Source organism: Streptomyces sp. NPDC002851 (assembly GCF_053591935.1).
Genome location: NZ_JBSFUT010000019.1, coordinates 88,240 through 113,842 on the forward strand (window position 1 = coordinate 88,240; position 25,603 = coordinate 113,842).

The window sequence follows — 25,603 nt, forward strand, 5'->3', positions numbered from 1 at the left end:
TGGGCACAGCGCCCCGGTTCCGGGCACCGCAGCGGACAACCTCAGCGCGACGCGGCTCGCCTCTGCTCAGCCGACGGCCAGCAGCATGCTGTGCAGTTCCCTCGCGGCCCGAGGCGGAGCCACATCGCTCCGGTGGGCAAGCCCGATCGTCCGGTGCAACCCCGGAGGGGCAAGCGGCGTGACCCGTAGATCCCGCCCCGCGCGCGTCGCCACCATGCGTGGCACCACCGCGACCCCGAGCCCCGCCCGCACGAACCCGAGCACCGCGTCCATCTCGCCGCCTTCCACCGCGAAGTCCGGCTCGAACCCGGCCGCCCGGCATGCCGCGACCGTCAGCTCGCGCAGGTCGTACCCGTGCCGGAACATCACAAGGCGCTCGCGCTGCAGCTCGGCGACGGCCACCGAGGTCCCTGAGGATGTCCCGCCGCCCGGAGCCGGGGCGTCGGTCGACGACACCACCACCAGGTCCTCGCGGAGCAGCTCCACCGTCGTCAGGGCGGGCGAGGGGCTGGGCAGCGGCAGCACCACCAGGGCCAGGTCCAGGGCGCCACGGGCCAGTTCGCGGACCAGGTCGTGCGAGCCGCCCTCCTCGATCATGAGCCGGATGCCGGGGTAGCGGTCGTGGAAGGTGCGCAGGACGTCCGGGAGCAGGCCCGTGCACAGGCTCGGCGTCGCACCCAGGCGGACCCGGCCGCGCTCCAGACGGCCCACCTCCGCCACCTCCTGCCGCGCCGTGTCCGCGTCCGCGAGGATCCGCCGGGCCAGCGGGAGCAGGGTTTCGCCCGCGTCGGTCAGCGCGATGTTGCCGCGCGCCCGGCTGAACAGGTCGGTGCCCAACTCCCGTTCCAGGGCCCGGATCTGCTGCGAGAGCGAGGGCTGGGCGACATGCACGCGCTCGGCGGCGCGGGTGAAGTGCCGGGTCTCGGCCACCGCCACGAAGTACTGGAGCTGCTGGAACTGCATGGGGCCAGCGTACGCCTCAATAGGCATCAGCTATGGAAATGAGCTGGACCATGTCTTGGACCTCTCGGGTCCTTGGGCCCTAGCGTCCTTTGCATGGCTCTGGCAACGAGGACGGACCGACGGCCGTCGAAAGACAGCAGCGCGCGACAGCGCTCCGTGAGGGGCGGTGGTCGGGCGACGGGCGGGAGTACGCTCTGGGACTCGACCGTCGGCAAGAAGACGGTCATGGCCGTGAGCGGCTTGATCATGCTCCTCTATCTGGTCGTCCACATGCTGGGCAACCTCAAGATCTTCTTCGGCTCCGACGAGTTCAACGGCTACGCGCACTGGCTGCGCACCGTCGGCGAGCCCTTCATGCACTACGAGTGGACGCTCTGGCTGGTCCGTATCGTCCTGGTCGCCGCGGTCGTCGCACACGCCGTGTCCGCGTACCAGCTCAGCCGCCGCGACATCAAGGCACGCCCGCAGAAGTACGCGCACAAGCGGCCGCGCGCGAGCTACGCGACCCGCACGATGCGCTGGGGCGGCATCATCCTCGCCCTCTTCATCGTCTGGCACCTGCTCGACCTGACGACGCTGACCGTCAACCCGCACGGGGTGCACGGCGAGGCGTACCAGAACGTCGTCGCGACCTTCTCGACCTGGTACAGCAACGTCATCTACATCGTCGCGATGCTCGCCGTCGGCCTGCACGTCCGGCACGGCTTCTGGAGCGCCGCCCAGACCCTCGGCGTCGGCAGCGCCGCCCGCGACCGCGCCCTGAAGCTCCTCGCCAACGTCCTCGCCCTGGTCCTGACCGTGGGCTTCATCTCCGTCCCCGTCGCCGTCATGACCGGAGTGGTGAGCTGAATGACTACCTCTGACTCCTACGTTTCGTACGGCATCGGCGAGCCGATCCGCGACACCAAGGCACCCGCCGGGCCGATAGCCGAGCGCTGGGACACCCGCCGCTTCGAGGCGAAGCTGGTCAACCCGGCCAACCGCCGCAAGCACACCGTCATCGTGGTGGGCACGGGCCTCGCGGGCGGCTCCGCCGGGGCCACGCTCGCCGAACAGGGCTACCACGTCGTGCAGTTCTGCTACCAGGACTCGCCGCGCCGCGCCCACTCCATCGCCGCGCAGGGCGGCATCAACGCCGCGAAGAACTACCGCAACGACGGCGACTCCATCCACCGCCTCTTCTACGACACCGTGAAGGGCGGCGACTTCCGCGCCCGCGAGTCCAACGTCCACCGCCTCGCGCAGATCTCCGTCGAGATCATCGACCAGTGCGTGGCGCAGGGCGTGCCCTTCGCCCGCGAGTACGGCGGCCTGCTCGACACCCGGTCGTTCGGCGGTGTCCAGGTCTCGCGTACGTTCTACGCCCGCGGCCAGACGGGCCAGCAACTCCTGCTCGGCGCCTACCAGGCGCTGTCCCGGCAGATCGCCGCGGGCAACGTCGAGATGCACCCGCGTACCGAAATGCTCGACGTGATCGTCGTCGACGGCCGGGCCCGCGGCATCGTCGCCCGCGACCTGATCACCGGCAGGATCGACACATACTTCGCGGACGCCGTGGTGCTCGCGAGCGGCGGATACGGCAACGTCTTCTACCTCTCGACGAACGCCATGAACTCCAACGCCACCGCCGTGTGGCGGGCCCACCGGCGCGGCGCCTACTTCGCCAACCCCTGCTTCACGCAGATCCACCCGACCTGCATTCCGCGCACCGGCGACCACCAGTCCAAGCTCACCTTGATGAGCGAGTCGCTGCGCAACGACGGCCGGATCTGGGTGCCGAAGGCCAAGGGTGACGACCGTCCGCCGAACAAGATCCCCGAGGACGAGCGCGACTACTACCTGGAGCGCATCTACCCGTCCTTCGGCAACCTCGTCCCACGCGACATCGCCTCGCGCGCCGCGAAGAACGTCTGCGACGAGGGCAGGGGAGTGGGCCCCGGCGGACAGGGCGTCTACCTGGACTTCGCCGACGCCATCAAGCGGATGGGGCGGGCGGCCGTCGAGGCCAAGTACGGCAACCTCTTCGACATGTACGCGCGGATCACCGACGAGGACCCGTACACGGTCCCGATGCGGATCTACCCGGCCGTGCACTACACGATGGGCGGCCTGTGGGTCGACTACGACCTTCAGACCACGATCCCCGGCCTGTTCGCGGTCGGCGAGGCCAACTTCTCGGACCACGGCGCGAACCGCCTGGGCGCGTCGGCGCTGATGCAGGGCCTGGCAGACGGCTACTTCGTCCTGCCGTCCACGATCAACGACTACTTGGCCCGCAACCCGCACAAGGACGAGGTGAGCGCCGAACACCCGGTGGTCCAGGAGGTGTTGGCGGAGACCGAGGACCGCCTCAACCTGCTCCTGTCCGTCGACGGCGATCGCACCCCGGACTCCTTCCACCGCGAACTCGGCGAGCTCATGTGGGAGTTCTGCGGCATGGCCCGCACCGAGGAGGGCCTGCGCAAGGCGCTCGACCGGATCCCGGAGATACGTGACGAGTTCTGGCGCCGCATCAAGGTCCCCGGAACCGGCGAGGAGTTCAACCAGTCCCTGGAGAAGGCCAACCGCGTCGTCGACTACCTGGAGCTCGCCGAGCTCATGTGCCTCGACGCGCTGCACCGCGGCGAGTCCTGCGGCGGCCACTTCCGCGAGGAGTCCCAGACCCCGGACGGCGAGGCCGAGCGCCGCGACGACGACTTCTCGTACGCGGCGGCCTGGGAGTTCACGGGTACGGGCGAGGCCCCGACCCTGCACAAGGAAGACCTGGTCTTCGAGTACGTCCACCCCACACAGCGGAGCTACGCCTGATGAAGCTCACCCTGCGCGTCTGGCGCCAGAAGAACGCGGACGCCGAAGGCACCATGTCCACGTACGAAGTGGACGGCATCTCGTCCGACATGTCCTTCCTGGAGATGCTGGACACATTGAACGAGGAGCTGATCCTCAAGGGCGAGGACCCCGTCGCCTTCGACCACGACTGCCGCGAAGGCATCTGCGGCGCCTGCTCGTTGGTGATCAACGGCGACGCCCACGGCCCTGAGCGCACCACCACCTGCCAGCTCCACATGCGCGCGTTCCAGGACGGCGACACGATCGACATCGAGCCGTGGCGGGCCGCGGCCTTCCCGGTGGTCAAGGACCTGGTGGTGGACCGCTCCGCCTTCGACCGCATCATCCAGGCCGGCGGCTACATCTCGGCCCCGACCGGCTCCGCCCCCGAGGCCCACGCCACCCCGGTACCGAAGCCGGACGCCGACTCCGCCTTCGAACACGCCGAGTGCATCGGCTGCGGCGCCTGCGTCGCCGCCTGCCCCAACGGCTCGGCGATGCTGTTCACTTCGGCCAAGGTCAACCACCTGAACGTCCTGCCCCAGGGCGCCCCGGAGCGCGGGACCCGCGTCCTGGACATGGTCGGCCAGATGGACGCCGAGGGCTTCGGCGGCTGCACCCTCACCGGCGAATGCGCCACGGCTTGCCCGAAGGGCATTCCGCTGCCGTCCATCGCGGCGATGAACAAGGAGTGGCTGCGGGCCACTCGGAAGGTCTCTCGGGGCTAGAACCCTGGCGGCAGTCCCGGTACGGGTGTCCGTGCCGTGCGACAAACGTGTGCGGGGGCGGTGACGGAAGTTGTCTGCATGTCACCGCCCCTGTTTGAATGCCCGCTGAGAACGATCACTCGGGGGGCAGGAACATGACGGTACCCGGCCAGAGCGGCGGCTATCGCGTCCAGAACGAAGGCATGGACAGCGAGGCGAAGAAGCTCGACAAGGCGGGCGACGACGTCGGCGACATAGCGAAGGCCGTCAAGGACACCCTTTGCTACCTGCCGGACGTGCTCGGCGGCTCGGACTCGGGCCCCGCCTACAACAACTTCGCCGACAACTGGCAGGACGAGGCCAAGGTCCTGGAGGCCGCGCTGCACGAGCTGGCCGACAAGGTCCGTACGTCCAAGGCCTCTTACCACGGCGCCGACGCGCGCACCGTCCGCGCCCTGAACGCGGCCGACGGCGGCGGCTTCACCACCATGCCCGCCCCCATCGGCGCCACCCCGCACCCCGGCTACAGCACCCGGCCCACGCCTGCCGGTGACACACCCGATCCCAGGTACGGCACCCGGCCCACGCCGGGCGAGCGCCACCCTTCGCTGTCGGACTTCGACTGACGCTCCCGCGCAGCACCTTTCTGACTCCGGTGCGCGGCACGTCAGTTGACCGTGCGCCACCCGTCCCGACTTCAGCATCAGCCGGAGGCCGTACCGTCATGCCCGACGCAGGCGAATCCACCACGGACCGTCGCGAGCAGCTCGCCGCCCACCACAAGTCCATTTCCTCGGCGGAGAGCAAGAACGACCTGATCGAGGCCATCAACAAAGCCCTCGGCGTCTCGGCGCCGGTCGGCGACCCCAGCACCATCGACAGCATCGCCAAGCGCTACCGCAGGCAGGTCGACGACGCGGCGGACGTGGAGCGGCGCATCGCCCAGGTCGCGGGCGAGGGCCTGCCGAACGCCTGGGTGGGCAGCACCGGCGCCAAGGCGTCCGAGGTCGTGTACGCGGCCTCCCGCGCCGCCGAGCAGATGGAGCAGGCGTTCGGCGGCGCGGCGAGCGCGCTGTTCAAGCTCGCCGACGCCGTGACCGCCGCGAAGGCCAAGGACAAGGGCGGCCGCGAACAGCTCCGCGAGGCCCTCGGCATGCTCGGCGGGGAAGACGGCTGGTTCGACGACATGGTCGAGAAGGACGCGGAGGAGGCCGAGCGGCTCCGCGCCCGCAAGATCGCGGCCGCCGGGGCCAAGGAGTGCCACACCGCCGCCGAGAACGTCGACGACGCAGCCCGCGCGGCCGCCCGCGACCTCAACAAGCTCGCCGCCGAGGCCCGCGCGGGCCAGATGAAGACCGACAACATCTCCGCCGCCGACCGCCTCGTCCTCGCCGACATCGCCGGGCCGAGCGGCCCCATGGAGATGAACGAGCTGCTCACCGCGAACGACCTGGAGCGCTCCGGCAAGGCCATGGAACGCCTCAACGCCCGCGACGAGGCCCGCTTCGAGAAGATGCTCGCCGAGGCGAAGACCCCGCAGGAGCGCGCCTACCTGGTGAAGGCCCTGGCCGCGGGCCACGACGTCGACAAGGTCTCCGAGTTCCGGGACAAGATCCACGGCAAGGACCCGGAGTGGCTGCAGCGGCATCTGACGCCGATCACTACGGCGGGGGACAGCATGAACAACGAGGGCGTCGCCTCGGACGGCCACAACCACAACTCCGACGACCAGGGGTTCAAGGGCGAGAACTGGTCGCAGGAGGGCAACACCTGCGTGCCGTCGACCGTCGTCACCGGCCGCGCCACCGTCGACCCGCTCTACGCCCTGGAACTCACCGGCGGCCCCTCCGGGCAGGAGGACGACCCCGACGCCTTCCGCGAGCGCCTGCGCGAGGAACAGCTGCGGATGCACGAGGAGGGCGACGGCGACAACGCGTACGACTTCCCCTTCGGCTCCACGCCCGACGGCATGGGCAACGACGGCAAAACCGAGATCGCCAACAAGGAGATCAGCCCGCACACCGGCAGCGAGTACGAGTTCCAGGAGATCCGCAGCGCGGACGACCGCCGGGACGCCCTGCCCGACATCCAGAAGTCCGTCGCGGAGGGCAAGCCCGTACCGATCGGCGTCGAGGGCACGGACGAGAACGGCAACCGCTCCGGCCACTCGATGATGATCGTCGGCCAGGAGGGCGACATGCTGCAGGTCTACAACCCCTGGGGCCACACCACCTGGATCAGCGAGGACGACTTCGTCAACGGCGGTATGGCCAAGGCATCCGACAACGACCTGCCCGACGCTTACGGCGTCCACATGCCCGCCGACTGACATGAACGGAAGCCCGAGACCAGCCATGCGCAAGCGACTTGTCACCGCTCTGGCCGCCCTGCCCCTCGCGGCCGTGACCCTCACGGGCTGCGGGCTCTTCGGCCCCGCGACGTACGAGCCGACCGAGCGGTCCATCGAGGTGGACGCGGGTGATGAGTTCACCCTCTCTCTCCCGGCGAGCCCCGGACTGGGGCAGAGCTGGTCCCTGGTCCGGCCGCACCCTGACTCGACGGTCGTGAAGCGGGTGGGAGAGCGCGAGGAGGTGGAGGGCAGTGACCTCGACGGTGGCGCCGACGGCACGCAGTTCATCGACTTCAAGGCCGTCAAGCCGGGCACTACCAAGATCAAGCTGATCCACTGCATCCACGGGCGCTGCGCCACCACCGAGGACAACCCGGACCCCCATCCCACGGGCTCCGGCGCAGGGCCCGTGCCCACCGCCACCGGCACCCCCGGCAACGAACCCGAATACTTCATCTACACGGTCACCGTCCGATGACCAACCCAGAGGTCACCATGGAAAAGCCCCAGAAGACCGACGACGAGTCCGCTCAAGCGGACATCGCCATGCTCCTCCGCTACGGCCTGGTCGCCCAAGGCCCGCACCGCACCGCCCTGTTCGGGGACGGGGCGGTCGGCGCCGCGGTCGTGCTCGACCGGCTCGGGGTGGTGCCGCGCTCCGTGGCGTTCCTCGCGAAGGTCGTCCGAGGCGGCGGCGTCGGGTACACGGCGCGGCTGCCCGAGCTGCTGCCGGGCCAGGAGGCCACGGACCTGGTGCGCGGCTGGCTGGAGTCCGCCGCGCCGGTGGCCCGGCCCGTCGAGGGGGACGAGGTCGTGGCCCGCTGGCTGGAGTCCGTCGCCGAGCTGATCGGGCTGCGCCGCGTGAGCCGTGAGCGGGCGGCCCGCTGACCCTCGCGGGTCTTCTGACGCCACGTCAAAAACGTAACGTCGTACGCCTTGACCGGCTGTACGGGCCATCCATACCGTCGGCCCATGTATCCGGGAGCGTACGACCCCGACACGGCGGCCGTCGTCACCGCCGACGGCCGCCGCACCCTCACCTACGGGCAGCTCGAAGCGGACTCGCTGCGCCTCGCCGGCCATCTGCGCGGCGCCGGGCTGCGCACCGGTGACCACCTCGCCCTGCTCAGTGGCAATGACCCGCGCGTACTCGTCGTCTACTGGGCCGCCCTGCGTTCCGGGCTCTACCTCACCGCCGTCAACCACCACCTGACCGCCGACGAGGTCGCGTACATCGTGCGGGACTGCGGCGCCAAGCTGCTCGTCCACTCCACTGACCTGAGCGAACTCGCCGTCGACGCCCTGCGGCTGGCGGGTGGGCCGCCCCTGCCACGACTCGGCTTCGACGACGAGGGCGGCGTCGGCGGCACCTCCTTCGCGGCCGCCCTCGCAGCCGCCTCGCCCGAGCCGCCCGCCCACCAGCCGCGCGGCGCCGACATGCTGTACTCCTCCGGCACCACCGGCCGACCCAAGGGCATCGAACCCGCGTTGCCCGAGGGCGATGTGCGTACCGAACCCAGCATGTACGTCCAGCTGTTCCAGACCATGTACGGCTTCGACACGGACACCGTGTACCTCAGCCCCGCCCCGCTCTACCACGCGGCTCCGCTCCGCTTCTGTGCCGTGATCACCGCGACCGGCGGCACGGTCGTGCTCCTTGACGCCTTCGACGCGGAGGGCGCGCTCGCGGCGATCGAACGCCACCGGGTCACCCACAGCCAGTGGGTTCCCACCATGTTCGTCCGCATGCTGAAGCTCCCCGACGAGGTGCGCGGACGCTACGACGTGTCGTCCCTGAAGGTCGCCATCCACGCCGCCGCGCCCTGCCCCCGCGAGGTCAAGCACCGGATGATGGACTGGTGGGGCCCCGTCCTGTACGAGTACTACGCCGCGACCGAGGGCAACGGCATCACCTTCATCGGCCCTGAGGAGTGGCTGCGTAAACCCGGCTCGGTCGGGCGCGGCGGCCTCCTGGGGGACGTACGGATCTGCGGCGAGGACGGCAAGGTGCTGCCGCCCGGCGAGACCGGGACGGTCTACTTCGAGCGCGACGAACTCCCGTTCCGCTACCACAACGACGGCGCCCGCACCGTCGAGGCCCAGCACCCCGAGCACCCCACCTGGACCACCACCGGCGACATCGGGCACATCGACGAGGACGGGTATCTCTTCCTCACCGACCGCCGGGCGTTCACGATCATCTCCGGGGGCGTCAACATCTACCCGCAGGAGATCGAGGACTGTCTGGTCCTGCACCCGAAGGTCGCCGACGTGGCGGTGTTCGGGGTGCCGGATCCGGAGATGGGGGAGTCGGTGCAGGCCGCGGTGCAGCCGGAGGCGGGGTGTGTGGCGGGGCTCGAACTCGCCTCGGAGCTCCTGGAGTTCGTACGGTCTCGGATCGCGCACTACAAGGTGCCGCGGAACGTGGATTTCGCGGAGGAGCTTCCGCGGACGCCTACGGGGAAGCTGGCGAAGCGGCTGCTGCGGGAGGCGTACGCGCGGCGCTAGAGGCGGTGCGGTCGAGGACCCTGGCCAGATACGGCGCCGTCCTGCTCCCCTCCGCCCGTGCCACCTCCGCCGGGGTGCCCGCTGCCACGAGGCGGCCGCCCGCGTCGCCGCCGCCCGGGCCCAGGTCGACCACCCAGTCCGCGGCCGCGACCACCGTCATGTCGTGCTCGACGACCACCACCGAGTTGCCCACGTCGACGAGTCCGTGCAACTGCCGCATCAGGACCTCGACATCGGCCGGGTGCAGACCCGTCGTCGGCTCGTCGAGGAGGTACAGGGTGTGACCGCGCCGGGTCCGCTGAAGCTCGCTCGCCAGCTTGATGCGCTGCGCCTCGCCGCCCGACAGCTCGGTGGCGGGCTGCCCGAGCCGCAGATAGCCGAGGCCGACGTCGAGCAGCGCCGTGAGGGAGCGGGCGGCACCCGGCACATCGGCGAAGAACTCCGCTGCCGACTCCACCGTCAGATCGAGGACCTCCGCGATGTTCCGTCCCCGGTACGCCACTTGGAGAGTCTCGGGGTTGTAGCGGGCGCCCGCGCAGTCCGGGCACGGCGCATACGTACTGGGCAGGAAGAGCAGCTCCACCGACACGAACCCCTCACCCTGACAGGTCTCGCACCGCCCGCCCTTCACGTTGAAGGAGAACCGCCCCACGCCGAAGCCCCGCTCGCGCGCCGCGTCCGTCTCCGCGAAGACCTTCCGTACGACGTCGAACAGACCGGTGTACGTGGCCAGATTGGAGCGCGGCGTACGGCCGATCGGCCGCTGGTCGACCGACACAAGCCGCCCCACGCCCGGCAGTTCGGCGGTCACCTCGCCGATCAGCGTCGACTTCCCGGAGCCGGACACGCCCGTGATCGCGGTGAGCGCGCCGAGCGGCAGCTCCGCCGTGACGCCGCGCAGATTGTGACGGGTGACCGGGCCGACCTTGAGTGAGCCACGGCCCGGACGCGGCTCCCGTACCGGAGCGGGACCGGTGTCGAAGAGGAAACGGCGGGTCGCCGACGCGTCCACCCCGGCGAGCTCCGCCACCGGGCCGCTGTGCAGCACCTGCCCGCCGTGCTCGCCCGCGTGCGGACCGACGTCGACGACCCAGTCCGCCTCGCGTACGACATCGAGATGGTGCTCCACCACGAAGACCGAATTGCCCGCCGCCTTCAGGCGGTTGAGGACGGTGAGCAGCGCCTCGGTGTCCGCCGGGTGCAGTCCGGCCGACGGCTCGTCGAGGACGTACACGACCCCGAAGAGCCCCGAGCGCAGCTGGGTCGCGAGGCGAAGCCGCTGGAGCTCACCGGCGGAGAGACTGGGCGTGGACCGGTCCAGGCTCAGATAGCCGAGTCCCAGCTCCGTGACGACCTCGATGCGCGCACACAGGTCGGCGACCAGCGGGCCCGCAAAGACCGGGGAGACACCCCCGGGCACCCGCGCGGTCTCGTCGCCGTCCGAAGCGCGCAGGATCCGGGTCAGCTCCGTCAGCGGCAGCGCCGCCAGCTCCGCGATCGTGCGTCCCTCGAAGGTCACGGCCATCGCCTCGGGCCGCAGCCTGCCGCCGCGGCAGACCGCGCACGGCGCACTCTCCAGGAACCGCTCGGCCCGCGCGCGCAACGTCTGGCTCTTCGAGTCCGCGAACGTCTTCATGACGTACCGCCGCGCGCTCAGGTACGTCCCCTGGTACGGGCGGTGGATCCGGCCCGCCTCCCGCACCGGGTGCACCGTCACGACCGGCTGCTCGTCGGTGAACAGGATCCACTCGCGGTCCGCGGGCGCGAGCTCCCGCCACGGCCGGTCCACGTCGTAACCGAGCGCGTCGAGCACGTCCCGCAGATTCTTGCCCTGCCACGCGCCGGGCCAGGCGGCGATCGCGCCCTCCCGGATGGACAGCGCCGGATCCGGCACGAGCAACTCTTCGCTCGTACGGTGCACCCGGCCGAGACCGTGACACTCCGGGCACGCCCCGGCCGCCGTATTCGGCGAGAACGCGTCCGACTCGAGCCGCTCCGCGCCCTCCGGATAGTCCCCGGCCCGCGAGAACAGCATCCGCAGCGAGTTCGACAGCGTCGTCACGGTCCCGACGGACGACCGCGAGGTCGGCGCCGAGCGTCGCTGCTCCAGGGACACCGCGGGCGGCAGCCCACTGATCTCACCCACCTTCGGTGCCCCCACCTGGTGGATCAGACGACGGGCATACGGCGCGACGGACTCGAAGTAGCGGCGCTGCGCCTCGGCGTACACGGTCCCGAACGCGAGCGAGGACTTCCCGGACCCGGACACCCCGGTGAAGGCGACGAGCGCGTCCCGCGGAATATCCACATCGACCCCGCGCAGATTGTGCTCCCGGGCACCACGCACGCGGACGTAGGGGTCGTGGGGACCGTGGGGGCTGGACGGCACGGGGCGCTCCGCGAGGGGTGGGGTGGGGAGGACAAACTCCACGATTCTAGAGCCGTGCGGTCAGGCCCACCGTCCGGGCCAGCCCGCGGTAGGAGTCCAGCATCTCGGCGCGGTCGTACGTCGACGTCGTGACCAGGATTTCATCGGCGCCGCTCGCCGTGATCAACTCCGCGAGTTCCGCGGCGACCTGCTCCTCCGTGCCGTATACGTGCCCCCGCAGCCCGGCCTCGAAGAATTCCCGCTCCTTCGCGGTCATGTCGCGCCGCTCGGTGTCCGTCACCGATTCCAGGGGAGGGAAGACGCCGTGCGTGCGCGAGTACGCCATGGACCACGCCTCGGGGATCAGGAGCCGCCGCGCCCGCTCCTCCGTGTCCGCCACGGCGATATTGCCCGCCACGACGACGTACGGCTCGTCCGCCCAGACGGACGGTTTGAAACCGTCCCGGTAGCGGTCGATCGCGGCCAGCATCCGGTCCCGGCCGCGCAGCTCCCCGATGACCAGCGGAAGCCCCGCGTCCGCCGCGATGCCGGCGCCTTCGCCGGTGGCCAGGACGTACGGGGGTATGCGCAGGCCCTCGGCGGGGTGGGCGTGCACCTGGGGGTGGGCGGTCTGCTCGCCGGTGAGGAAGCCGAGCAGCTCGCGGAGCTGGTCCGCGAAGTCCTCGGCGTCCTCCTTGCCGCGCCCGAGCGCCTTGCGGACCCCGCCCGTGAACCCCACGGAGCGGCCCAGGCCCAGGTCGATCCGGCCCGGGAACAGCGACTCCAGGACGCCGAACTGCTCGGCGACGACCAGCGGCTGGTGGTTGGGCAGCATCACGCCGCCCGTGCCCACCCGGATCGTGCTCGTCGCGGCTGCCACGGCGGCCGCGAGCACGGTGGGCGCGGAACCGGCGACGCCGGGCACGCTGTGGTGCTCGGAGACCCAGAACCGGTGGTAGCCGAGCTCCTCGGCCTGCCGCGCGAACCGCACGGTGTCGCGCAGGGCCCGCGGGTGCTCCTGGCCCTGGCGGGTACGGGAGCGGTCGAGGACGGAGAACCGGGTGGCGGCGAGTACGTCGGAGGGCGGGGGCGCAGAAGTCACATGGGGTTCAACACGGTGGGGCGGTGAGGATTCCCGAGCTGGGGGCTCGGGGCGGTTCTGCGGAGTCCGGGCGGGTCCGGGGGGGATGAGGTGTCCCCGTACGCTGGGCGCCATGTCCGACTCGCCGCCAAGCCGCCGCCCCCTCGCGCTCTTCGATCTGGACAACACCCTGGCCGACACCGCCCACCGCCAGCACTTCCTGGAGCGCACGCCCCGCGACTGGAACGGCTTCTTCGCCGCGGCGCCCGACGACCCGCCCCTGGCGGCCGGGATAACCCTGCTCCTGGAGACCGCCGCCGAGTGCGAGATCCAGTACCTGACCGGGCGCCCGGAGCGCTGCCGGTCCGACACCCGTACCTGGCTCAAGGAGCAGGGCCTGCCCGACGGGCGCCTTTGGATGCGTCGCGACCACGACCGCCGCCCGGCCCGGCAGACCAAGCTCGAGGTGGTGCGCCGACTGGCCGCGGGGCGCGAGGTGCGCATGCTCGTGGACGACGACGAGCTGGTGTGCGACGCCGTGAGCGCGGCGGGCTTCACGGTCATACGCGCCCGCTGGGCGGCCCCGTCCGAGGCGCTGACGGAAGCCCAGGAGCGGGAGGGCCGCACCTGAGCGTTACTCCTCCGGCGGCTCTTCCAGGCGGAACCCGACCTTCAGGCCGACCTGGTAGTGGTTGATGGCGCCGTCCACGATGTAGCCGCGTACTTGCGTCACCTCGAACCAGTCCAGGCCACGGATGGTCTGTGCGGCGCGGCTGACGCCGTTGCGGATGGCCTGGTCGACGCCGTCGGGGGAGGTGCCGACGATCTCGGTGACCCGGTAGGTGTGGTTGGACATGGCGGCGGGCCGTCCTTTCGCTCGGTACGCGCTCCTCGCTCGGCACGCGCTCCGTCGGGTTCGCTCCGTTCCTCCACCGTGCCCCAGCGGCCCCGGGTCCGCGACCTGTCGCACCGGCCACGGACCCGGACCCGCCTCTCCTGCGGCTTATCGGGCCTACGGAACCATCGAGAGGGACAGCGCGAAGCGGCCCGCCGTGTCCGTCCACCAGTGGCGCGGCTCCAGGCCCGCCGCCTTGAGCTCCGCCCGTACGCCGTCCTCGCGGAACTTCGCCGAGATCTCGGTGCGCAGTTCCTCACCCGCCGCGAAGTCCACCACGAGATCCAGTTCGGTGATCTTCACGGTGAGCGCGGTGCGGGCGCGCAACCGCATCTCGATCCACTCCCGCTCGGCGTCCCAGCGGGCGATGTGGTCGAAGGACTCCGGCGCGAAGTCGGCGTGGAGCTCGCGGTTGATGACGCGCAGCACGTTCTTGTTGAACTCCGCCGTCACGCCCGTCGCGTCGTCGTACGCCGCGACCAGCGTCGCCGGGTCCTTGACCAGGTCGGTGCCGAGCAGCAGCGCGTCGCCGGGCGAGAGCAGGGACCGTACCGACGTGAGGAACTCCGCGCGCTCGGCCGGGAGCAGATTGCCGAGAGTGCCGCCGAGGAAGGCGACGAGGCGCGGGCCCGGCGCCTCGGGCAGGGTCAGTTCGCGGGTGAAGTCGGCGATCAGGGCGTGCACCGCGAGCCCGGGCCGCTCGGCGAGCAGCGCCTCGCCCGCCTGCCTGAGGGCGCTCTCGCTGACGTCCACCGGGAGGTACGTGTCGAGGCCGGGCAGCGCGTCGAGCAGGTGCCGGGTCTTCTCCGACGAGCCGGAGCCCAGCTCCACGAGGGTGCGGGCGCCGCTCGCCGCCGCGATCTCGGGCGCGCGGGCGCGCAGGATCTCGCGCTCGGCGCGGGTCGGGTAGTACTCGGGGAGCCTGGTGATCTCCTCGAAGAGCTCGCTGCCGCGGGCGTCGTAGAACCACTTGGGCGGCAGCGTCTTGGGGGCCCGGGTGAGGCCGTCGAGCACGTCGGCGCGCAGCGCGGCGTCGGTGGCGTCCTCGGGCAGGGTGCGGGTGACGAGCAGAGGTGCGGACGGGCTCAAGCCAGGGACTCCTTGACGTGTGCGGTGTGGGTGGGGGCGGCCTGATCCGTGGCTGCCTGTTCAGTGGCGGTCTGATCGGTGGCGGCCATGTGACCGTGGTCGCCCAGTGGGGACAGGCGGACCTGCGTGTGGTCGGCCACCAGGAGCGTCCGGTCCGGGACTTCGCGCCAGTGCGGATCGTCGTCGTACGGCTCGGACGCGACGACCGTTCCGTGCTCCGGCCCGGTGCGGTACCAGAGAGTGTCGCCCCAGGCCGTGGCGGTGATCGAGGCGCCGTCGGTGAGGAGCAGGTTGAGCCGGGACCCCGGGGCGGCCGCGGCGGCCTCGCGCACCGTCGCGGCGAGCGCCTGCCCCGCGGGCCGACCGGCGCGCAGCCGGTGCAGGAGCAGGGCCCAGACGAGGGCCGCGTCGCAGCGGGCCTCCAGGGCGAGCAGTTCCTGCGGTGGCAGCCCGGCCGCGAGTCCGGCGAGGGATCCTGGCCATCCGGTGACGGCGCCATTGTGGCTGAACAGCCAGGGCCCGGAGGCGAATGGTGCGGCCGCGGCCTCCCCGTCGGCGCTCGCCACGGTCGCGTCCCGCACCGCGGCGAGCAGCGCCCCGGTGCGTACCACCCGGGCCAGATCGGTGAAGGACGGATCGGCCCAGATGGGTCCCGCGCGCCGGTACCGGGCGGGAACCGGGTCCCCGTCGGCGTACCAGCCGACCCCGAAACCATCGGCGTTGACGGTGCCGTACCGCTGCAGGCGCGGCGCCCAGGACTGCCGGAACAGGCTGTGCTGCGGCCGGACGAGCAGCTCCTCCAGGGCCACGGGCGGCCCCACGAATGCGAGATGACGGCACATCAGCGCAGCACCTCCGTGCGAGAGGCCCGGTCCTCTTCCGGTGTCGCGTCCGCGGCCGTGCGGAAGCCGGAGAAGATCTGCCGCCGGATCGGGTAGTCCCAGTTCCGGAACGTGCCGCGGCAGGCCACCGGGTCGACGGAGAAAGCGCCGCCGCGCAGCACCTTGTGGTCCGGCCCGAAGAACACCTCCGAGTACTCGCGGTACGGGAAGGCCACGAACCCCGGGTAGGGCAGGAAGTCGCTCGCCGTCCACTCCCATACGTCGCCGATCAACTGCCGTACGCCGAGCGGGGATTCGCCCGCCGGATAGGCACCGGCCGGGGCGGGCCGCAGATGGCGCTGGCCGAGGTTGGCGTGGTGGCCGGGCTCCGGGTCCGTGTCGCCCCACGGGTAGCGGCGCGAGTGGCCGGTGGCCGGGTCCCAGCGGGCGGCCTTCTCCCACTCGGCCTCGGTGGGCAGGCGGCGCCCCGCCCAGCGGGCATAGGCATCGGCCTCGTACCAACTCACATGCAGCACGGGCTCGTCGAGCGGCACCGGCTCGGTCACGCCGAACCGCCGCCGCAGCCACTGTCCGCCCTCGCTCCGCCAGAACAGCGGGGCGCCGATCGTGTGCTGCCGGATGTGGTCCCAGCCCGTCGGGTGCCACCAGCGTGGCTCGTCGTACCCGCCGTCCTCGATGAAGCGGAGATACGCCCCACAGGTCACCGGCGCCGTGTCGATCCGGAAGGCGGGCACGTCGCGCGGGTGCGCGGGCCGCTCGTTGTCCAGGGCCCAGGGCTCCACGGAGGTGCCCATGGTGAACGCGCCGCCGGGGACGAGGACTTCCGGCTGCGACAAGGGCGCGGTGACCCCGGCCGGGTCGGGCGCGGTCAGGGCGGCCGGGCCGCGGCGCAGCTGGTGGGTGATGAGCATGGTCTCGTCGTGCTGCTGCTCGTGCTGCGCGATCATGCCGAAGGCGAAACCGGCGTCGAGCAGCGGCGTGCCGCGCAGCGGGCTGCCCTCGAGCACGTCCAGGGCACGGCCGCGCACCTCGGCCGCGTAGTGCCGCGCCTCGGCGGGCGGAAGCAGCGGCAGCGCGGGCCGCTCGGCGCGTGGGTGCTCGAAGGCGTCGTACAGCGGGTCGATCTCGGGCCGCATGGGCGCGCGGCCGCCGACCGCGCGGAGCAGCCACTGCTCCTCCTGGTTGCCGATATGGGCCAGGTCCCAGACGAGCGGGGACATCAACGGCGAGTGCTGCGCGGTGAGTTCGGCGTCGTCGACGCAGGTGGTGAGAGTGCCGGTGCGCTCGCGCGCGGCGGTCAGGGTGTGCAGGGCGCGCTCGTGCAGCGCCTCGGGGTCCGGGGCGGAGGCGGTCTCCTGGGTGGTGTCGTACGCGGCGTTGTCCTCGGTCACGGGTGCCTCCCCTGAACTCGGTCGAGCAGATCGTCGGCGGGGCAGCGCCCCCGGGCCACATAGCGGTCGGTATACGCGCCCACGGCGTCCCGTACCGCGGTCGGCGCCCCGCGCCGGGGCAGCGCGTCGAGCGCGGCGCTGAAGCAGTCGGTCGCGGCCCCGCGCAGCTCGGGGTCGCTCAGGCCGTGCCGGGCGGCGTCCAGCCACAGGGCGCTGCGGGGCGCGGCGGGCGGCGTACCGTCGAGCGCGCCGCCCGGATCCGCACCGTCCCTGTCCGCACCGTCCCTGTCCGCACCGGCCGCCGCCCGCTGCGCGAGGGGCTTGAGCGCCCGGTACGCTGTCTCCGCGGCCTCGGGGTCGTCGAACAGGGCGTCCGTGACCGCGAGGGGGACCAGCCAGCCGTCGTCGCCGGGCTGCGCGTCGATCATCCGCAGCTCCAGGTGGCCGCGCGGCCGTACCGGCGGGAACAGGGTGCTCATGTGGTACTCCAGGTCCGCCCGGGTCGGCGGCCGGGGCCGCCCGGTGCGCACCCACTCCCGGAACGTCACGTCCTCGGGCACCAGCCACGGTCCGGTGTCCGAGCGCACGCACATCACCGGCGCGTCGAGCACCCGCCGCGCCCAGGCGGCCCGTGGGTCCGCTCCGTCCGGTGGCGCGGCGCTGCGCCCCGGCTCGATCGCCGCCCATACGGCCTGCCGCGTGGAGCGCCAGCCGGTCGGACGCCCGCCGTCGAGCGGGGAGTTGGCGAACGCGGCCACGAACACGGCGCCGAGCACATGCGCGAGCCACCAGCGGCGCGCGTGTCCGAGGGGGCCCGGCTCCTCGTGCCCGGCGTCGACGCAGATCTGCACGGAGGCGGTGGCGCACATCATGGTCCGGCCCGCCGGTCCGCCTCGGTCCAGATAGGCCTCCATGGCGTCGTACCGGGGGGCCTTGAGGCGGCGCCGGGGCGCGAGGTAGGGCTCCTTGCCGAGACCGGTGAGGCCGAGCCCGAAGTCGTCGAGCGCGGCACGGACCCGGGTGAGGTCGGCGGAGACGGCGGAGACACACTCCGCGAGCGAGGCGGCGGGCAGCGAGCTCAGCTCCAGCTGGCCGCCGGGTTCGACGGTGAGCGCCGAACGCAGCGGGAGGGCACGGAGGGCGGCGGTGGCCGCGGCGTGCCGGTCGTCGGGGACGGGGTCGTCGGGGGCGTGTAAGGCGTGGACGAGCCATTCGAGTTCGACGCCGAGGCTGCGGGGCGGGCCGGTCTTGAAGCAGATCCCGTGCACCAGGGCCTCGAGCTCGGCCTCGGGCACGATGTCAGCGGGTCCAAGGCGGCCGGGCGGGGGACAGTCGGGCTCCTGACTGCCGGGCCCGGGCCCGCTCTCGTCGGTCTTCATGGTGACGTTCCCTTCGGTGGTACGGCACACCAACAGTCAACCCAAGACCGTCCGCACCCGCCACCACAAGAGGGCCTCCGCGGTGCGAGGGCAAAGTTTGCCCCGCGGCAACGCGCCCGTCAGCTCCGCCCCGGCCGCGTCCCGGCTGCGCGCCGCGGGCTCAGTTCCTGCTCAGCGCCCGGGACACCCCGGCGACGACGGCGGTCGTCAGGAGCCAGCCGAGGGCCATGAAGAGATACGCGAGCCACTGCGCGGACCCGGCCAAGTACCAGGCGCTGCGCTGCCCGAAGTCGCCGATGGGGAACAGCACGTCGACGGTGTACACGAGGGGGTGGAACGGACCGCCCTCGTCGGGCTTCCGGCGCGTCGGCGTCCCGAGGCTGAAGGCCAGCGTCCCGAGCAGTGTCAGGGCGAGCAGCCACAGCCCGGCCAGCCACGGCCGGTAGCCGTAACCGACGGTGACGTCGAGCAGCCACCCCCAGGCGCGTCCGGTCGGCCGGAGCGTCCTGCGGCGCCGCCGCTGCTTCTCCAGGAGCACCCGGCGGGCAGCGTCATCGTGCCCGATCTGCCGGTACCAGGCGGCGAGTTGCTCGTACGGCTGCGGGGCGTACCCCGGGTTGTGACGCAGCCAGGCGAGGCGCTTGGCCACGTCCTGCGGGCGCGATCCCTCGCCCGTCGTGGGCACATCGCCGACGTCGCCGTCGTCGTCCGAGCGCAGCATGTCGTACGCGAACCCTTCGAGCCGCAGCTCGCGGGGCCAGGCGTCGGCCCGGTCGTGCAGCGTGCCGACCCGGGCCCCACGCAGGTCGACGGCCCCGCCGGTCGGCGCGGCCGGGGTGAACCTCACCTCCTCCGCCTGTAGGCGCAGGCCATTCACGGCGGTGCCGGAGTCGTGGCGCAGGGTGGCCCCGTCGAACGTGAGCTGGTCGGATATCCGCGCGCCCTGGAGCCGTACCGCCCCGACCGCCGTGAACCCGTCGGACAGGAACACGGAAGTGGTCGTCACATGGGACAGGTTGAGTGCGAGGCCACCTGGGTTGTCCAGACGGGCACCGTCCAGCCGGAGCGCGCCGCTGATCTCCGCGCCGATGAGCCGCACGCCGCCCTCCGCCCGGAACCCCCGCGTGGCGAAGACGCTGCCCTCCACGGCGAGGCCCCCGGCGAACAGGGCGTGGCCGCTGCGGCTGTCTGCCTCGGCGGACAGGCGCGCCCCGTCGAGGCCGAGCTCCCCGCCGATCCGGGCGTTGACCAGGGCCAGGCGGCCGGTGAGAACGGAGCGCTCCAGGACGAGACGCCCCTCGATCCGGGCGAGGGTCGCGTCCAGGCCGGGCAGGTGGCTGTCCGTGATCCGTATGGTCCGCGTCGTGGCCCCGTACAGCCGCACCGGCTCCTCGAAGTGGCAGTGCTCAAGCCGGAGCAGTGAGCCGACCTCGGCGCCGTCGAGGTCGAGCCGCCCGGTGATCCGCGCCCCGGAAAGGCGCAGCGAGGCAACGGCCCCGGGTAGGGCCGGTTCCGCCCCGAGCAGCAGCGCCGCAATGACCGCGGCCCGTACCGTACGCCCGTCCCCCCACCCGGCGCCGCCGCCCGGATCGTCGTCGGCGTCCACCCCGGACCTCAGGTCCACCAGGCGGCCTTGGGGAAAGGCGTCCCACAACGCCCGTTCGGGCTCGGTCAGTTCATCGGCGCTCCACACCCGTACAGGCTACGATCCGCCGGTCCGGTGCTGTTCAGGCGTCCTTGCGCTCGTCCCAGGAGCTGCCGAACGTACCGTCGTAGCTCTTGAGGAGGGCGACGAGTCCGGCCGTCACGCGCGGGTCCCACCAGTCGGCCGCGACCGTGAGGTGGACGTCGGCGCCGCCGCTCGCCCAGTCAAGGACCGGCTGCCCGTCGTGGAGCCATTTCGTGCGGCGCGGCATGCGCGCGACGTCGCCGTCGCCGCCGATCAAGCTGGCTACGGCGATGGCGAGTTGGATCGGTGAGATCAGCCACCACACCCACCACCAGAACAGGCGGCCCTTGCGGCCGGTGACGGCCGGGGCTGCGGTCTGCTGCACGGTCCAGCGGGTCCTGGCGCCGCCCCGGGCCGGTTCCCGCGTGACGGAGGCCAGCGGCTCTCCGGCCGCGCCCAGGATCTCGTACGTCGCGTGCTGTCCCTTGGCCGCCGACTTGGTGATGACGTGGGCGAAGGCCCGCTGCCGGTAGGGGTCGGCCCACAGTGTGAAGGCCCGGATGCCGTCGCGTCGGGACTTGCGGTACTCCTCGACGCCGCCCTGCGGCAGGGTGCGTTCCGCGTAGGCGAGCGGCTCGGTGCCGCCGCGGGCCTCGGGGGTGGCGTCCGTGGCGTATATCCGGTGGCGTACCTGGCCGTCCTGAGGCTGGTCCTTCTTGTTGCTCGTCGTCCTTGGACCCTGTAGCCATACGGTCTTCGCCATGGCCCGCCCCTCCCCGTCCTGCTGTGTCATGTACGGGGCGGACCTTATCTTCCTCGCAGGCTTTCCACGGAGCGGCCCACCTCTGAGATGCGCTGGGCGAGGGCCGCGGTGTCGGGGGCGGGTCCGGTGCGCAGGAGCCGCTCGATCTCGGTGAGTTCCTGGGTGATCTCCGTGAGGCGTTCCTCGCTCCGCGGTCCCGCCGCGGCCGCCTCCAAGCGGCGGTTCTTGCGATAGAGATCGAGGAAGACGTTGACCTTGGTCCGTAGCACCCAGGGGTCGATGGGCTTGGCCAGGAAGTCCGCGGCGCCGACCGCGTAGCCCCGGTAGGCGTAGTCCGCGTCGGGGTTCATGCCGGTCACCAGGATGATCGGAACGTCCTTGGTCTGGTCGAGACGTTTGATGGTGGCGGCGGTCTCGAAGCCGTCCATGCCCGGCATGACGATGTCGAGGAGCACCACCGCGAACTCCTGCCGCAGCATCGCTTTCAGGGCTTCCTCGCCCGAGCGCGCGCGGACCAGTTTCTGGTGGAGCGGGCCGAGTACGGCCTCCAGCGCGACCAGGTTCTCCTCCATGTCGTCGACGATGAGGATGCTGCACTGGTCCGGTACGGGGTTCACGGCAGGCCCCTCGTCGGTTCGCCGCCGTCGTCCGTCGCCGCCGCGTCGTCGTCCCGCGGGTCGAGCAGAGCGCAGATCACCGACAACAGGCGGTCGATGTCCACGGGTTTGGAGACGTAGTCGTTGGCGCCGCTGTCGATCGCCTTCTCGCGGTCTCCGGGCATGGCCTTGGCGGTCAGCGCGATGATCGGGAGGTGGGCGAGGCGGGGGGTGCTGCGGATGGCGCGGATGGTCTCGTAGCCGTCCATCTCGGGCATCATGATGTCCATCAGGACCACGGATACGTCGGGGGTGCGCTGGAGGACCTCCAGGCCCTCGCGGCCGTTCTCCGCGTACTTCACGGTGATGCCGACCCGGCCGAGTACATGCGTCAGAGCGAAGACGTTGCGGATGTCGTCGTCGATGATGAGGATGCGGCGCCCGGCCAGGATGCGTCCGGGGCGGCCGCTGAGCCACTCCTTGAGCCGGGTCGTCTGCGGCCAGGTGTCCTCGCGCGGCTCGGTCTCCCTTGCGGCCGCCGCGCCGACCAGGTCGTCCGGCCACTCGAGGGTGTCCGGGACCAGATCCTGCGGGGTCAGGTCGTCTTCCACGGGCGGGGCGACCGCCGGGGACAGGATCTTCGCGCTCTCGACCGTGCCGACGGTCGCCCCGGCAGTCGTACCGCCCGGTTCCGCTTCCTGGGCAGCGGCCGGTGTTTCCGTGGTCGGTACGGGACCGCCCGGGTGGCGCGACGGAATGTAGAGGGTGAACCGGGAGCCGACGCCGGCCTGGCTCTCGGCGACGATCTGGCCGCCGAGCATCCCGGCGATCTCCCGGCTGATGGACAGGCCCAGACCGGTGCCGCCGTACTTGCGATTGGTGGTGCCGTCGGCCTGCTTGAACGCCTCGAAGACCACCGGGAGTTTGTCGGGGGAGATGCCGATCCCGGTGTCCTTGACGTGGAACGCGAGGACCGCTTCCGCGTTCCGTAGCGTTTCCAGCGTGAAGTCCTCGCCCGGCACCCGCTCGACGCGCAGCTCCACCCCACCGGAGTGGGTGAACTTCACCGCGTTGGACAACAGATTGCGCAGGACCTGCTGGAGGCGCTGCTCGTCGGAGTACAGCTCCTGCGGCACATCGTCGTCGACGGTGATCTCGAAGTCGAGGCCGCGGTCGACGGTGAGCGGCCGGAACGTCGCGTCCACATACTTGAGCAGCCTGCTCAGGGACAGCTCTCGGGGGTGTACGTCCATCCGGCCCGCCTCGATCTTCGACAGGTCGAGGATGTCGGTGATCAGCTGGAGCAGATCGGAACCCGAGCGGTGGATCGTGGCGGCGAACTGCACGTCCTGCTCGGAGAGATGACCGTCGGGGTTGTCGGCGAGCAGCCGGGCGAGGATGAGCAGCGAGTTCAGCGGAGTACGCAGCTCGTGCGACATGTTCGCCAGGAACTCCGACTTGTACTGCGAAGCGGTCGCGAGCAGGGCCGCCTTCTCCTCGAGCGCGGCGTTGGAGCGCTGGAGCTCCTCGGAGCGCTCACGCAGCTCGGCGGTGAGCCGCTGGGACTCCGAAAGCAGCGATTCCGTACGCGAGTTGGCGATGATCGTGTTGAACGAGACGCCGATCGTGTGGGCGAACTGGTCGATGAAGGCCAGGTGCACATCGCTGAACCTGCTCAGCGATGCCAGCTCGATCACTCCGAGCAGCTTGCCCTCGAAGAGGATCGGCACGATGACAATGTTGGCGGGGAGCGCCGCGCCGAGCCCGGAGTTTATGGTGATGTAGTCCCGCGGGGCATTGAGGACGAGGATGCGCTTCTTTTCCTTGGCCGCCTGGGCGATCAGGCCGCGGCCCGGGGTTCCGGTGCCGGGGAGCGGGCTTCCGCCGCCCGCCTGGTCGGTGCCGTACCCGGCGATGAACTGGAGGTCCTCGCCCGGGCGCGCGCCGGGTTCGGCCAGGAAGAACGCGCCGAACTGCGCGTTCACCAGCGGGGTCAGCTCGCTGAGGATCAGCCCCGCGACCTCCACCAGATCGCGCTTGCCCTGCATGAGGGCGGCCATGCGGGCCAGGTTGGACTCCAGCCAGTCCTTGGCGCGGGTGGTCTCGCGGAGGTTGGACACCATGAGGTTGATGTTGTCCTTCAGCTCGGCGACCTCGCCCTGCGCCTCGACCGTGATGGAGCGCGACATGTCGCCCTGCGTGACCGCGCTGGCCACCTCGGCGATGGCGCGTACCTGGGTGGTGAGGTTGGAGGCCAGCTCGTTGACGCTGGTGGTCAGCCGCTTCCAGGTGCCGTAGACGGCCTCGACCCGGGCCTGGCCGCCCAACTGCCCCTCGCTGCCCACCTCGCGGGCCACCCGGGTCACCTCGGAGGAGAACGAGGAGAGCGTGTCGACCATCGTGTTGATGGTCGTCTTCAGCTCCAGAATCTCGCCGCGCGCATCCACGTCGATCTTCTTCGACAGGTCGCCCTGGGCGACGGCGGTGGCGACCTGGGCGATATTGCGTACCTGCGACGTCAGGTTGTCCGCCATGAAGTTGACGTTCTCCGTGAGGTCCTCCCACACGCCGGAGACGCCACGGACGTGCGCCTGGCCACCGAGCCGGCCCTCGGTGCCGACCTCGCGGGCCACACGGGTGACCTCGTCGGCGAAGGCGCGCAGCTGGTCGACCATGGTGTTCACGGTGTCCTTCAGCTGCTGGATCTCGCCCCGGGCATCCACCGTGATCTTCTTCGACAGATCGCCGTCGGCGACGGCCGTGGTGACCTGGGCGATGTTGCGTACCTGTGAAGTGAGGTTGGAGGCCATGAAGTTGACGTTGTCCGTGAGCTCCTTCCAGACCCCGGATACGCCGCGGACCTGCGCCTGACCGCCGAGGTTGCCTTCGGTGCCGACTTCGCGGGCGACGCGGGTGACTTCGTCGGCGAAGGCGGAGAGCTGGTCGACCATGGTGTTGATGGTCGACTTGAGCTCCAGGATCTCGCCTTTCGCCTCGACCGTGATCGTCTTGCCGAGGTCGCCCTGGGCGACGGCGGTGGCGACCTGGGCGATGTTGCGTACCTGTGAAGTGAGGTTGGATGCCATGAAGTTGACGTTGTCCGTGAGCTCCTTCCAGACGCCGGATACGCCGCGGACCTGAGCCCGGCCGCCGAGGTTGCCTTCGGTGCCGACTTCGCGGGCGACGCGGGTGACTTCGTCGGCGAAGGCGGAGAGCTGGTCGACCATGGTGTTGATCGTGGACTTCAGCTCCAGGATCTCGCCGCGCGCGGCCACCGTGATCTTCTGGCTCAGATCGCCGTTGGCGACCGCCGTGGTGACCTGGGCGATGTTGCGTACCTGTGAAGTGAGGTTGGAGGCCATGAAGTTGACGTTGTCGGTGAGGCCCTTCCAGACGCCGGATACGCCCGGCACATGGGCCCGGCCGCCCAACTCGCCCTCGGTGCCGACCTCGCGGGCCACGCGCGTGACCTCGTCGGCGAAGGCGCGCAGCTGGTCGACCATGGTGTTCACGGTGAGCTTCAGCTCAAGGAGCTCACCGGTCGCCTCGACCGTGACGTGCTGGGTCAGATCGCCCTGGGCGACCGCGGTCGTGACCACCGCGATATCGCGGACCTGGGCGGTAAGCCGCGAGGCCATCGCATTGACGGCCTCGGTCACATAACGCCAGTCGCCGGAAAGGCCCTGCACCTTCGCCCGCTCGCCCAGGCGTCCCTCGGTGCCGACCTCGCGGGCGACCCGGGTCACCTCGCCGGTGAACAGCGAGAGCTGGTCCACCATGCGGTTCACCCCACGCCCCAGGCGGCGCAGATCGCCGCGGAGCTGGCGCTTTCCGTCGTGCAGTTCGACCCGCTGGGTCAGATCGCCGTCCGTGACCGCGTCCAGGACGCGTGTGGCGTTCCCGAGCGGTACGACCAGGGCTTCGAGCAGCGAGTTGGCCGCGTCCACGCTCGTGGTCCAGGCACCGTGGCCGGGGCTGGCCGTGAGCCGCTCGTCGAGGTGGCCCTGCCGGATCACTTCCTGGCGTACCCGCTGGAGCTCTGCGGCCATATGCGCGTTCCGCGTGACGATCTGGTTGAACACCTCCGCCAGCTCCGCGGCCACCCCCTCGTACGCACCATCCGCGCGTACGGTGAAATCGCCGTCACGGACGGCATTCATCGTCGCGAGCAGC

Annotated in this window: 21 protein-coding genes; 9 read left to right on the forward strand and 12 right to left on the reverse strand. The window is 71.2% G+C overall.

Annotated elements, in window-relative coordinates; translation table 11 throughout:
* Window positions 1–66: 66 nt before the first annotated feature.
* Window positions 67–963, reverse strand: a complete 897-nt coding sequence (locus ACWD10_RS21210; protein ID WP_451093168.1) for a LysR family transcriptional regulator — start codon at window positions 961–963, stop codon at window positions 67–69.
* Window positions 964–1,056: 93 nt separating this feature from the next.
* Between ACWD10_RS21210 and ACWD10_RS21215 the strand changes: the two genes are divergently transcribed.
* The 8 genes from ACWD10_RS21215 (at window position 1,057) to ACWD10_RS21250 (ending at window position 9,357) form a co-directional block, all read left to right on the forward strand.
* Window positions 1,057–1,812: a succinate dehydrogenase gene (locus ACWD10_RS21215; protein WP_451093170.1), complete on the forward strand. Its 756-nt coding sequence runs from the start codon at window positions 1,057–1,059 to the stop codon at window positions 1,810–1,812.
* Complete coding sequence (locus ACWD10_RS21220; RefSeq protein ID WP_451093172.1) at window positions 1,813–3,771, forward strand: fumarate reductase/succinate dehydrogenase flavoprotein subunit; 1,959 nt, start codon at window positions 1,813–1,815, stop codon at window positions 3,769–3,771.
* Entirely contained in the window at window positions 3,771–4,520 is a 750-nt protein-coding gene (locus ACWD10_RS21225; protein WP_451093174.1) for a succinate dehydrogenase/fumarate reductase iron-sulfur subunit, read from the forward strand. Before ACWD10_RS21220 ends, ACWD10_RS21225 begins: the two co-directional genes overlap by 1 nt.
* Window positions 4,521–4,654: 134 nt before the next feature.
* Window positions 4,655–5,125: a WXG100 family type VII secretion target gene (locus tag ACWD10_RS21230; RefSeq protein WP_451093176.1), complete on the forward strand. Its 471-nt coding sequence runs from the start codon at window positions 4,655–4,657 to the stop codon at window positions 5,123–5,125.
* Window positions 5,126–5,223: 98 nt separating this feature from the next.
* Window positions 5,224–6,828: a peptidoglycan-binding protein gene (locus ACWD10_RS21235; RefSeq protein WP_451093178.1), complete on the forward strand. Its 1,605-nt coding sequence runs from the start codon at window positions 5,224–5,226 to the stop codon at window positions 6,826–6,828.
* A gap of 25 nt (window positions 6,829–6,853) precedes the next feature.
* The gene (locus ACWD10_RS21240) at window positions 6,854–7,327 is read left to right on the forward strand and encodes a protease inhibitor I42 family protein (RefSeq protein WP_451093180.1); all 474 of its coding nucleotides are present in this window, start codon (window positions 6,854–6,856) and stop codon (window positions 7,325–7,327) included.
* Window positions 7,324–7,737: a hypothetical protein gene (locus tag ACWD10_RS21245; RefSeq protein WP_451093182.1), complete on the forward strand. Its 414-nt coding sequence runs from the start codon at window positions 7,324–7,326 to the stop codon at window positions 7,735–7,737. Before ACWD10_RS21240 ends, ACWD10_RS21245 begins: the two co-directional genes overlap by 4 nt.
* 84 nt (window positions 7,738–7,821) lie before the next feature.
* Window positions 7,822–9,357, forward strand: a complete 1,536-nt coding sequence (locus tag ACWD10_RS21250; RefSeq protein ID WP_451093184.1) for an acyl-CoA synthetase — start codon at window positions 7,822–7,824, stop codon at window positions 9,355–9,357.
* Here ACWD10_RS21250 and ACWD10_RS21255 read toward each other — a convergent pair.
* Both ACWD10_RS21255 and ACWD10_RS21260 read right to left on the reverse strand, forming a co-directional pair.
* A complete protein-coding gene (locus ACWD10_RS21255; protein ID WP_451093186.1) occupies window positions 9,305–11,746 on the reverse strand; it encodes an ATP-binding cassette domain-containing protein in 2,442 nt (813 codons plus the stop codon). The genes ACWD10_RS21250 and ACWD10_RS21255 overlap by 53 nt on opposite strands.
* Window positions 11,747–11,792: 46 nt before the next feature.
* Complete coding sequence (locus ACWD10_RS21260; protein ID WP_451093188.1) at window positions 11,793–12,827, reverse strand: LLM class flavin-dependent oxidoreductase; 1,035 nt, start codon at window positions 12,825–12,827, stop codon at window positions 11,793–11,795.
* 112 nt (window positions 12,828–12,939) lie between these two features.
* Here ACWD10_RS21260 and ACWD10_RS21265 point away from each other — a divergent pair, with 112 nt between their 5' ends.
* Window positions 12,940–13,437, forward strand: a complete 498-nt coding sequence (locus ACWD10_RS21265; RefSeq protein WP_451093189.1) for a phosphatase domain-containing protein — start codon at window positions 12,940–12,942, stop codon at window positions 13,435–13,437.
* Window positions 13,438–13,440: 3 nt separating this feature from the next.
* Here ACWD10_RS21265 and ACWD10_RS21270 read toward each other — a convergent pair whose 3' ends face one another.
* The 9 genes from ACWD10_RS21270 to ACWD10_RS21310 form a co-directional block, all read right to left on the reverse strand.
* Window positions 13,441–13,662, reverse strand: a complete 222-nt coding sequence (locus tag ACWD10_RS21270) for a dodecin (protein WP_451093191.1) — start codon at window positions 13,660–13,662, stop codon at window positions 13,441–13,443.
* A 156-nt stretch (window positions 13,663–13,818) separates the two neighbouring features.
* A complete protein-coding gene (egtD, locus tag ACWD10_RS21275) occupies window positions 13,819–14,790 on the reverse strand; it encodes an L-histidine N(alpha)-methyltransferase (protein ID WP_451093193.1) in 972 nt (323 codons plus the stop codon).
* Window positions 14,787–15,632, reverse strand: a complete 846-nt coding sequence (egtC, locus tag ACWD10_RS21280) for an ergothioneine biosynthesis protein EgtC (RefSeq protein WP_451093195.1) — start codon at window positions 15,630–15,632, stop codon at window positions 14,787–14,789. The genes egtD and egtC overlap by 4 nt, the downstream gene beginning before the upstream one ends.
* Window positions 15,632–17,023, reverse strand: a complete 1,392-nt coding sequence (egtB, locus tag ACWD10_RS21285; RefSeq protein ID WP_451093197.1) for an ergothioneine biosynthesis protein EgtB — start codon at window positions 17,021–17,023, stop codon at window positions 15,632–15,634. Before egtB ends, egtC begins: the two co-directional genes overlap by 1 nt.
* On the reverse strand, window positions 17,020–18,402 hold the full coding sequence (gene egtA / locus ACWD10_RS21290) for an ergothioneine biosynthesis glutamate--cysteine ligase EgtA (protein ID WP_451093199.1): 1,383 nt from the start codon (window positions 18,400–18,402) through the stop codon (window positions 17,020–17,022). The genes egtB and egtA overlap by 4 nt, the downstream gene beginning before the upstream one ends.
* Window positions 18,403–18,562: 160 nt before the next feature.
* Complete coding sequence (locus ACWD10_RS21295; RefSeq protein WP_451093201.1) at window positions 18,563–20,095, reverse strand: oxidoreductase; 1,533 nt, start codon at window positions 20,093–20,095, stop codon at window positions 18,563–18,565.
* A gap of 34 nt (window positions 20,096–20,129) precedes the next feature.
* Entirely contained in the window at window positions 20,130–20,864 is a 735-nt protein-coding gene (locus ACWD10_RS21300; RefSeq protein WP_451093203.1) for a hypothetical protein, read from the reverse strand.
* A 14-nt stretch (window positions 20,865–20,878) separates the two neighbouring features.
* The gene (locus ACWD10_RS21305; RefSeq protein ID WP_451093282.1) at window positions 20,879–21,406 is read right to left on the reverse strand and encodes a response regulator; all 528 of its coding nucleotides are present in this window, start codon (window positions 21,404–21,406) and stop codon (window positions 20,879–20,881) included.
* A gap of 41 nt (window positions 21,407–21,447) precedes the next feature.
* Window positions 21,448–25,590, reverse strand: a complete 4,143-nt coding sequence (locus ACWD10_RS21310) for a HAMP domain-containing protein (protein ID WP_451093284.1) — start codon at window positions 25,588–25,590, stop codon at window positions 21,448–21,450.
* Window positions 25,591–25,603 lie beyond the last annotated feature (13 nt).

Bases quoted from the DNA above. Each gene is read 5' to 3' on its own strand.
- ACWD10_RS21210 (WP_451093168.1), bottom strand. From the start codon at position 963: ATGCAGTTCCAGCAGCTCCAGTACTTCGTGGCGGTGGCCGAGACCCGG.
- ACWD10_RS21215 (WP_451093170.1), top strand. From the start codon at position 1,057: ATGGCTCTGGCAACGAGGACGGACCGACGGCCGTCGAAAGACAGCAGC.
- ACWD10_RS21220 (WP_451093172.1), top strand. From the start codon at position 1,813: ATGACTACCTCTGACTCCTACGTTTCGTACGGCATCGGCGAGCCGATC.
- ACWD10_RS21225 (WP_451093174.1), top strand. From the start codon at position 3,771: ATGAAGCTCACCCTGCGCGTCTGGCGCCAGAAGAACGCGGACGCCGAA.
- ACWD10_RS21230 (WP_451093176.1), top strand. From the start codon at position 4,655: ATGACGGTACCCGGCCAGAGCGGCGGCTATCGCGTCCAGAACGAAGGC.
- ACWD10_RS21235 (WP_451093178.1), top strand. From the start codon at position 5,224: ATGCCCGACGCAGGCGAATCCACCACGGACCGTCGCGAGCAGCTCGCC.
- ACWD10_RS21240 (WP_451093180.1), top strand. From the start codon at position 6,854: ATGCGCAAGCGACTTGTCACCGCTCTGGCCGCCCTGCCCCTCGCGGCC.
- ACWD10_RS21245 (WP_451093182.1), top strand. From the start codon at position 7,324: ATGACCAACCCAGAGGTCACCATGGAAAAGCCCCAGAAGACCGACGAC.
- ACWD10_RS21250 (WP_451093184.1), top strand. From the start codon at position 7,822: ATGTATCCGGGAGCGTACGACCCCGACACGGCGGCCGTCGTCACCGCC.
- ACWD10_RS21265 (WP_451093189.1), top strand. From the start codon at position 12,940: ATGTCCGACTCGCCGCCAAGCCGCCGCCCCCTCGCGCTCTTCGATCTG.
- ACWD10_RS21270 (WP_451093191.1), bottom strand. From the start codon at position 13,662: ATGTCCAACCACACCTACCGGGTCACCGAGATCGTCGGCACCTCCCCC.
- egtC (WP_451093195.1), bottom strand. From the start codon at position 15,632: ATGTGCCGTCATCTCGCATTCGTGGGGCCGCCCGTGGCCCTGGAGGAG.
- egtA (WP_451093199.1), bottom strand. From the start codon at position 18,402: ATGAAGACCGACGAGAGCGGGCCCGGGCCCGGCAGTCAGGAGCCCGAC.
- ACWD10_RS21300 (WP_451093203.1), bottom strand. From the start codon at position 20,864: ATGACACAGCAGGACGGGGAGGGGCGGGCCATGGCGAAGACCGTATGG.
- ACWD10_RS21305 (WP_451093282.1), bottom strand. From the start codon at position 21,406: ATGGAGGAGAACCTGGTCGCGCTGGAGGCCGTACTCGGCCCGCTCCAC.
- ACWD10_RS21310 (WP_451093284.1), bottom strand. From the start codon at position 25,590: ATGAATGCCGTCCGTGACGGCGATTTCACCGTACGCGCGGATGGTGCG.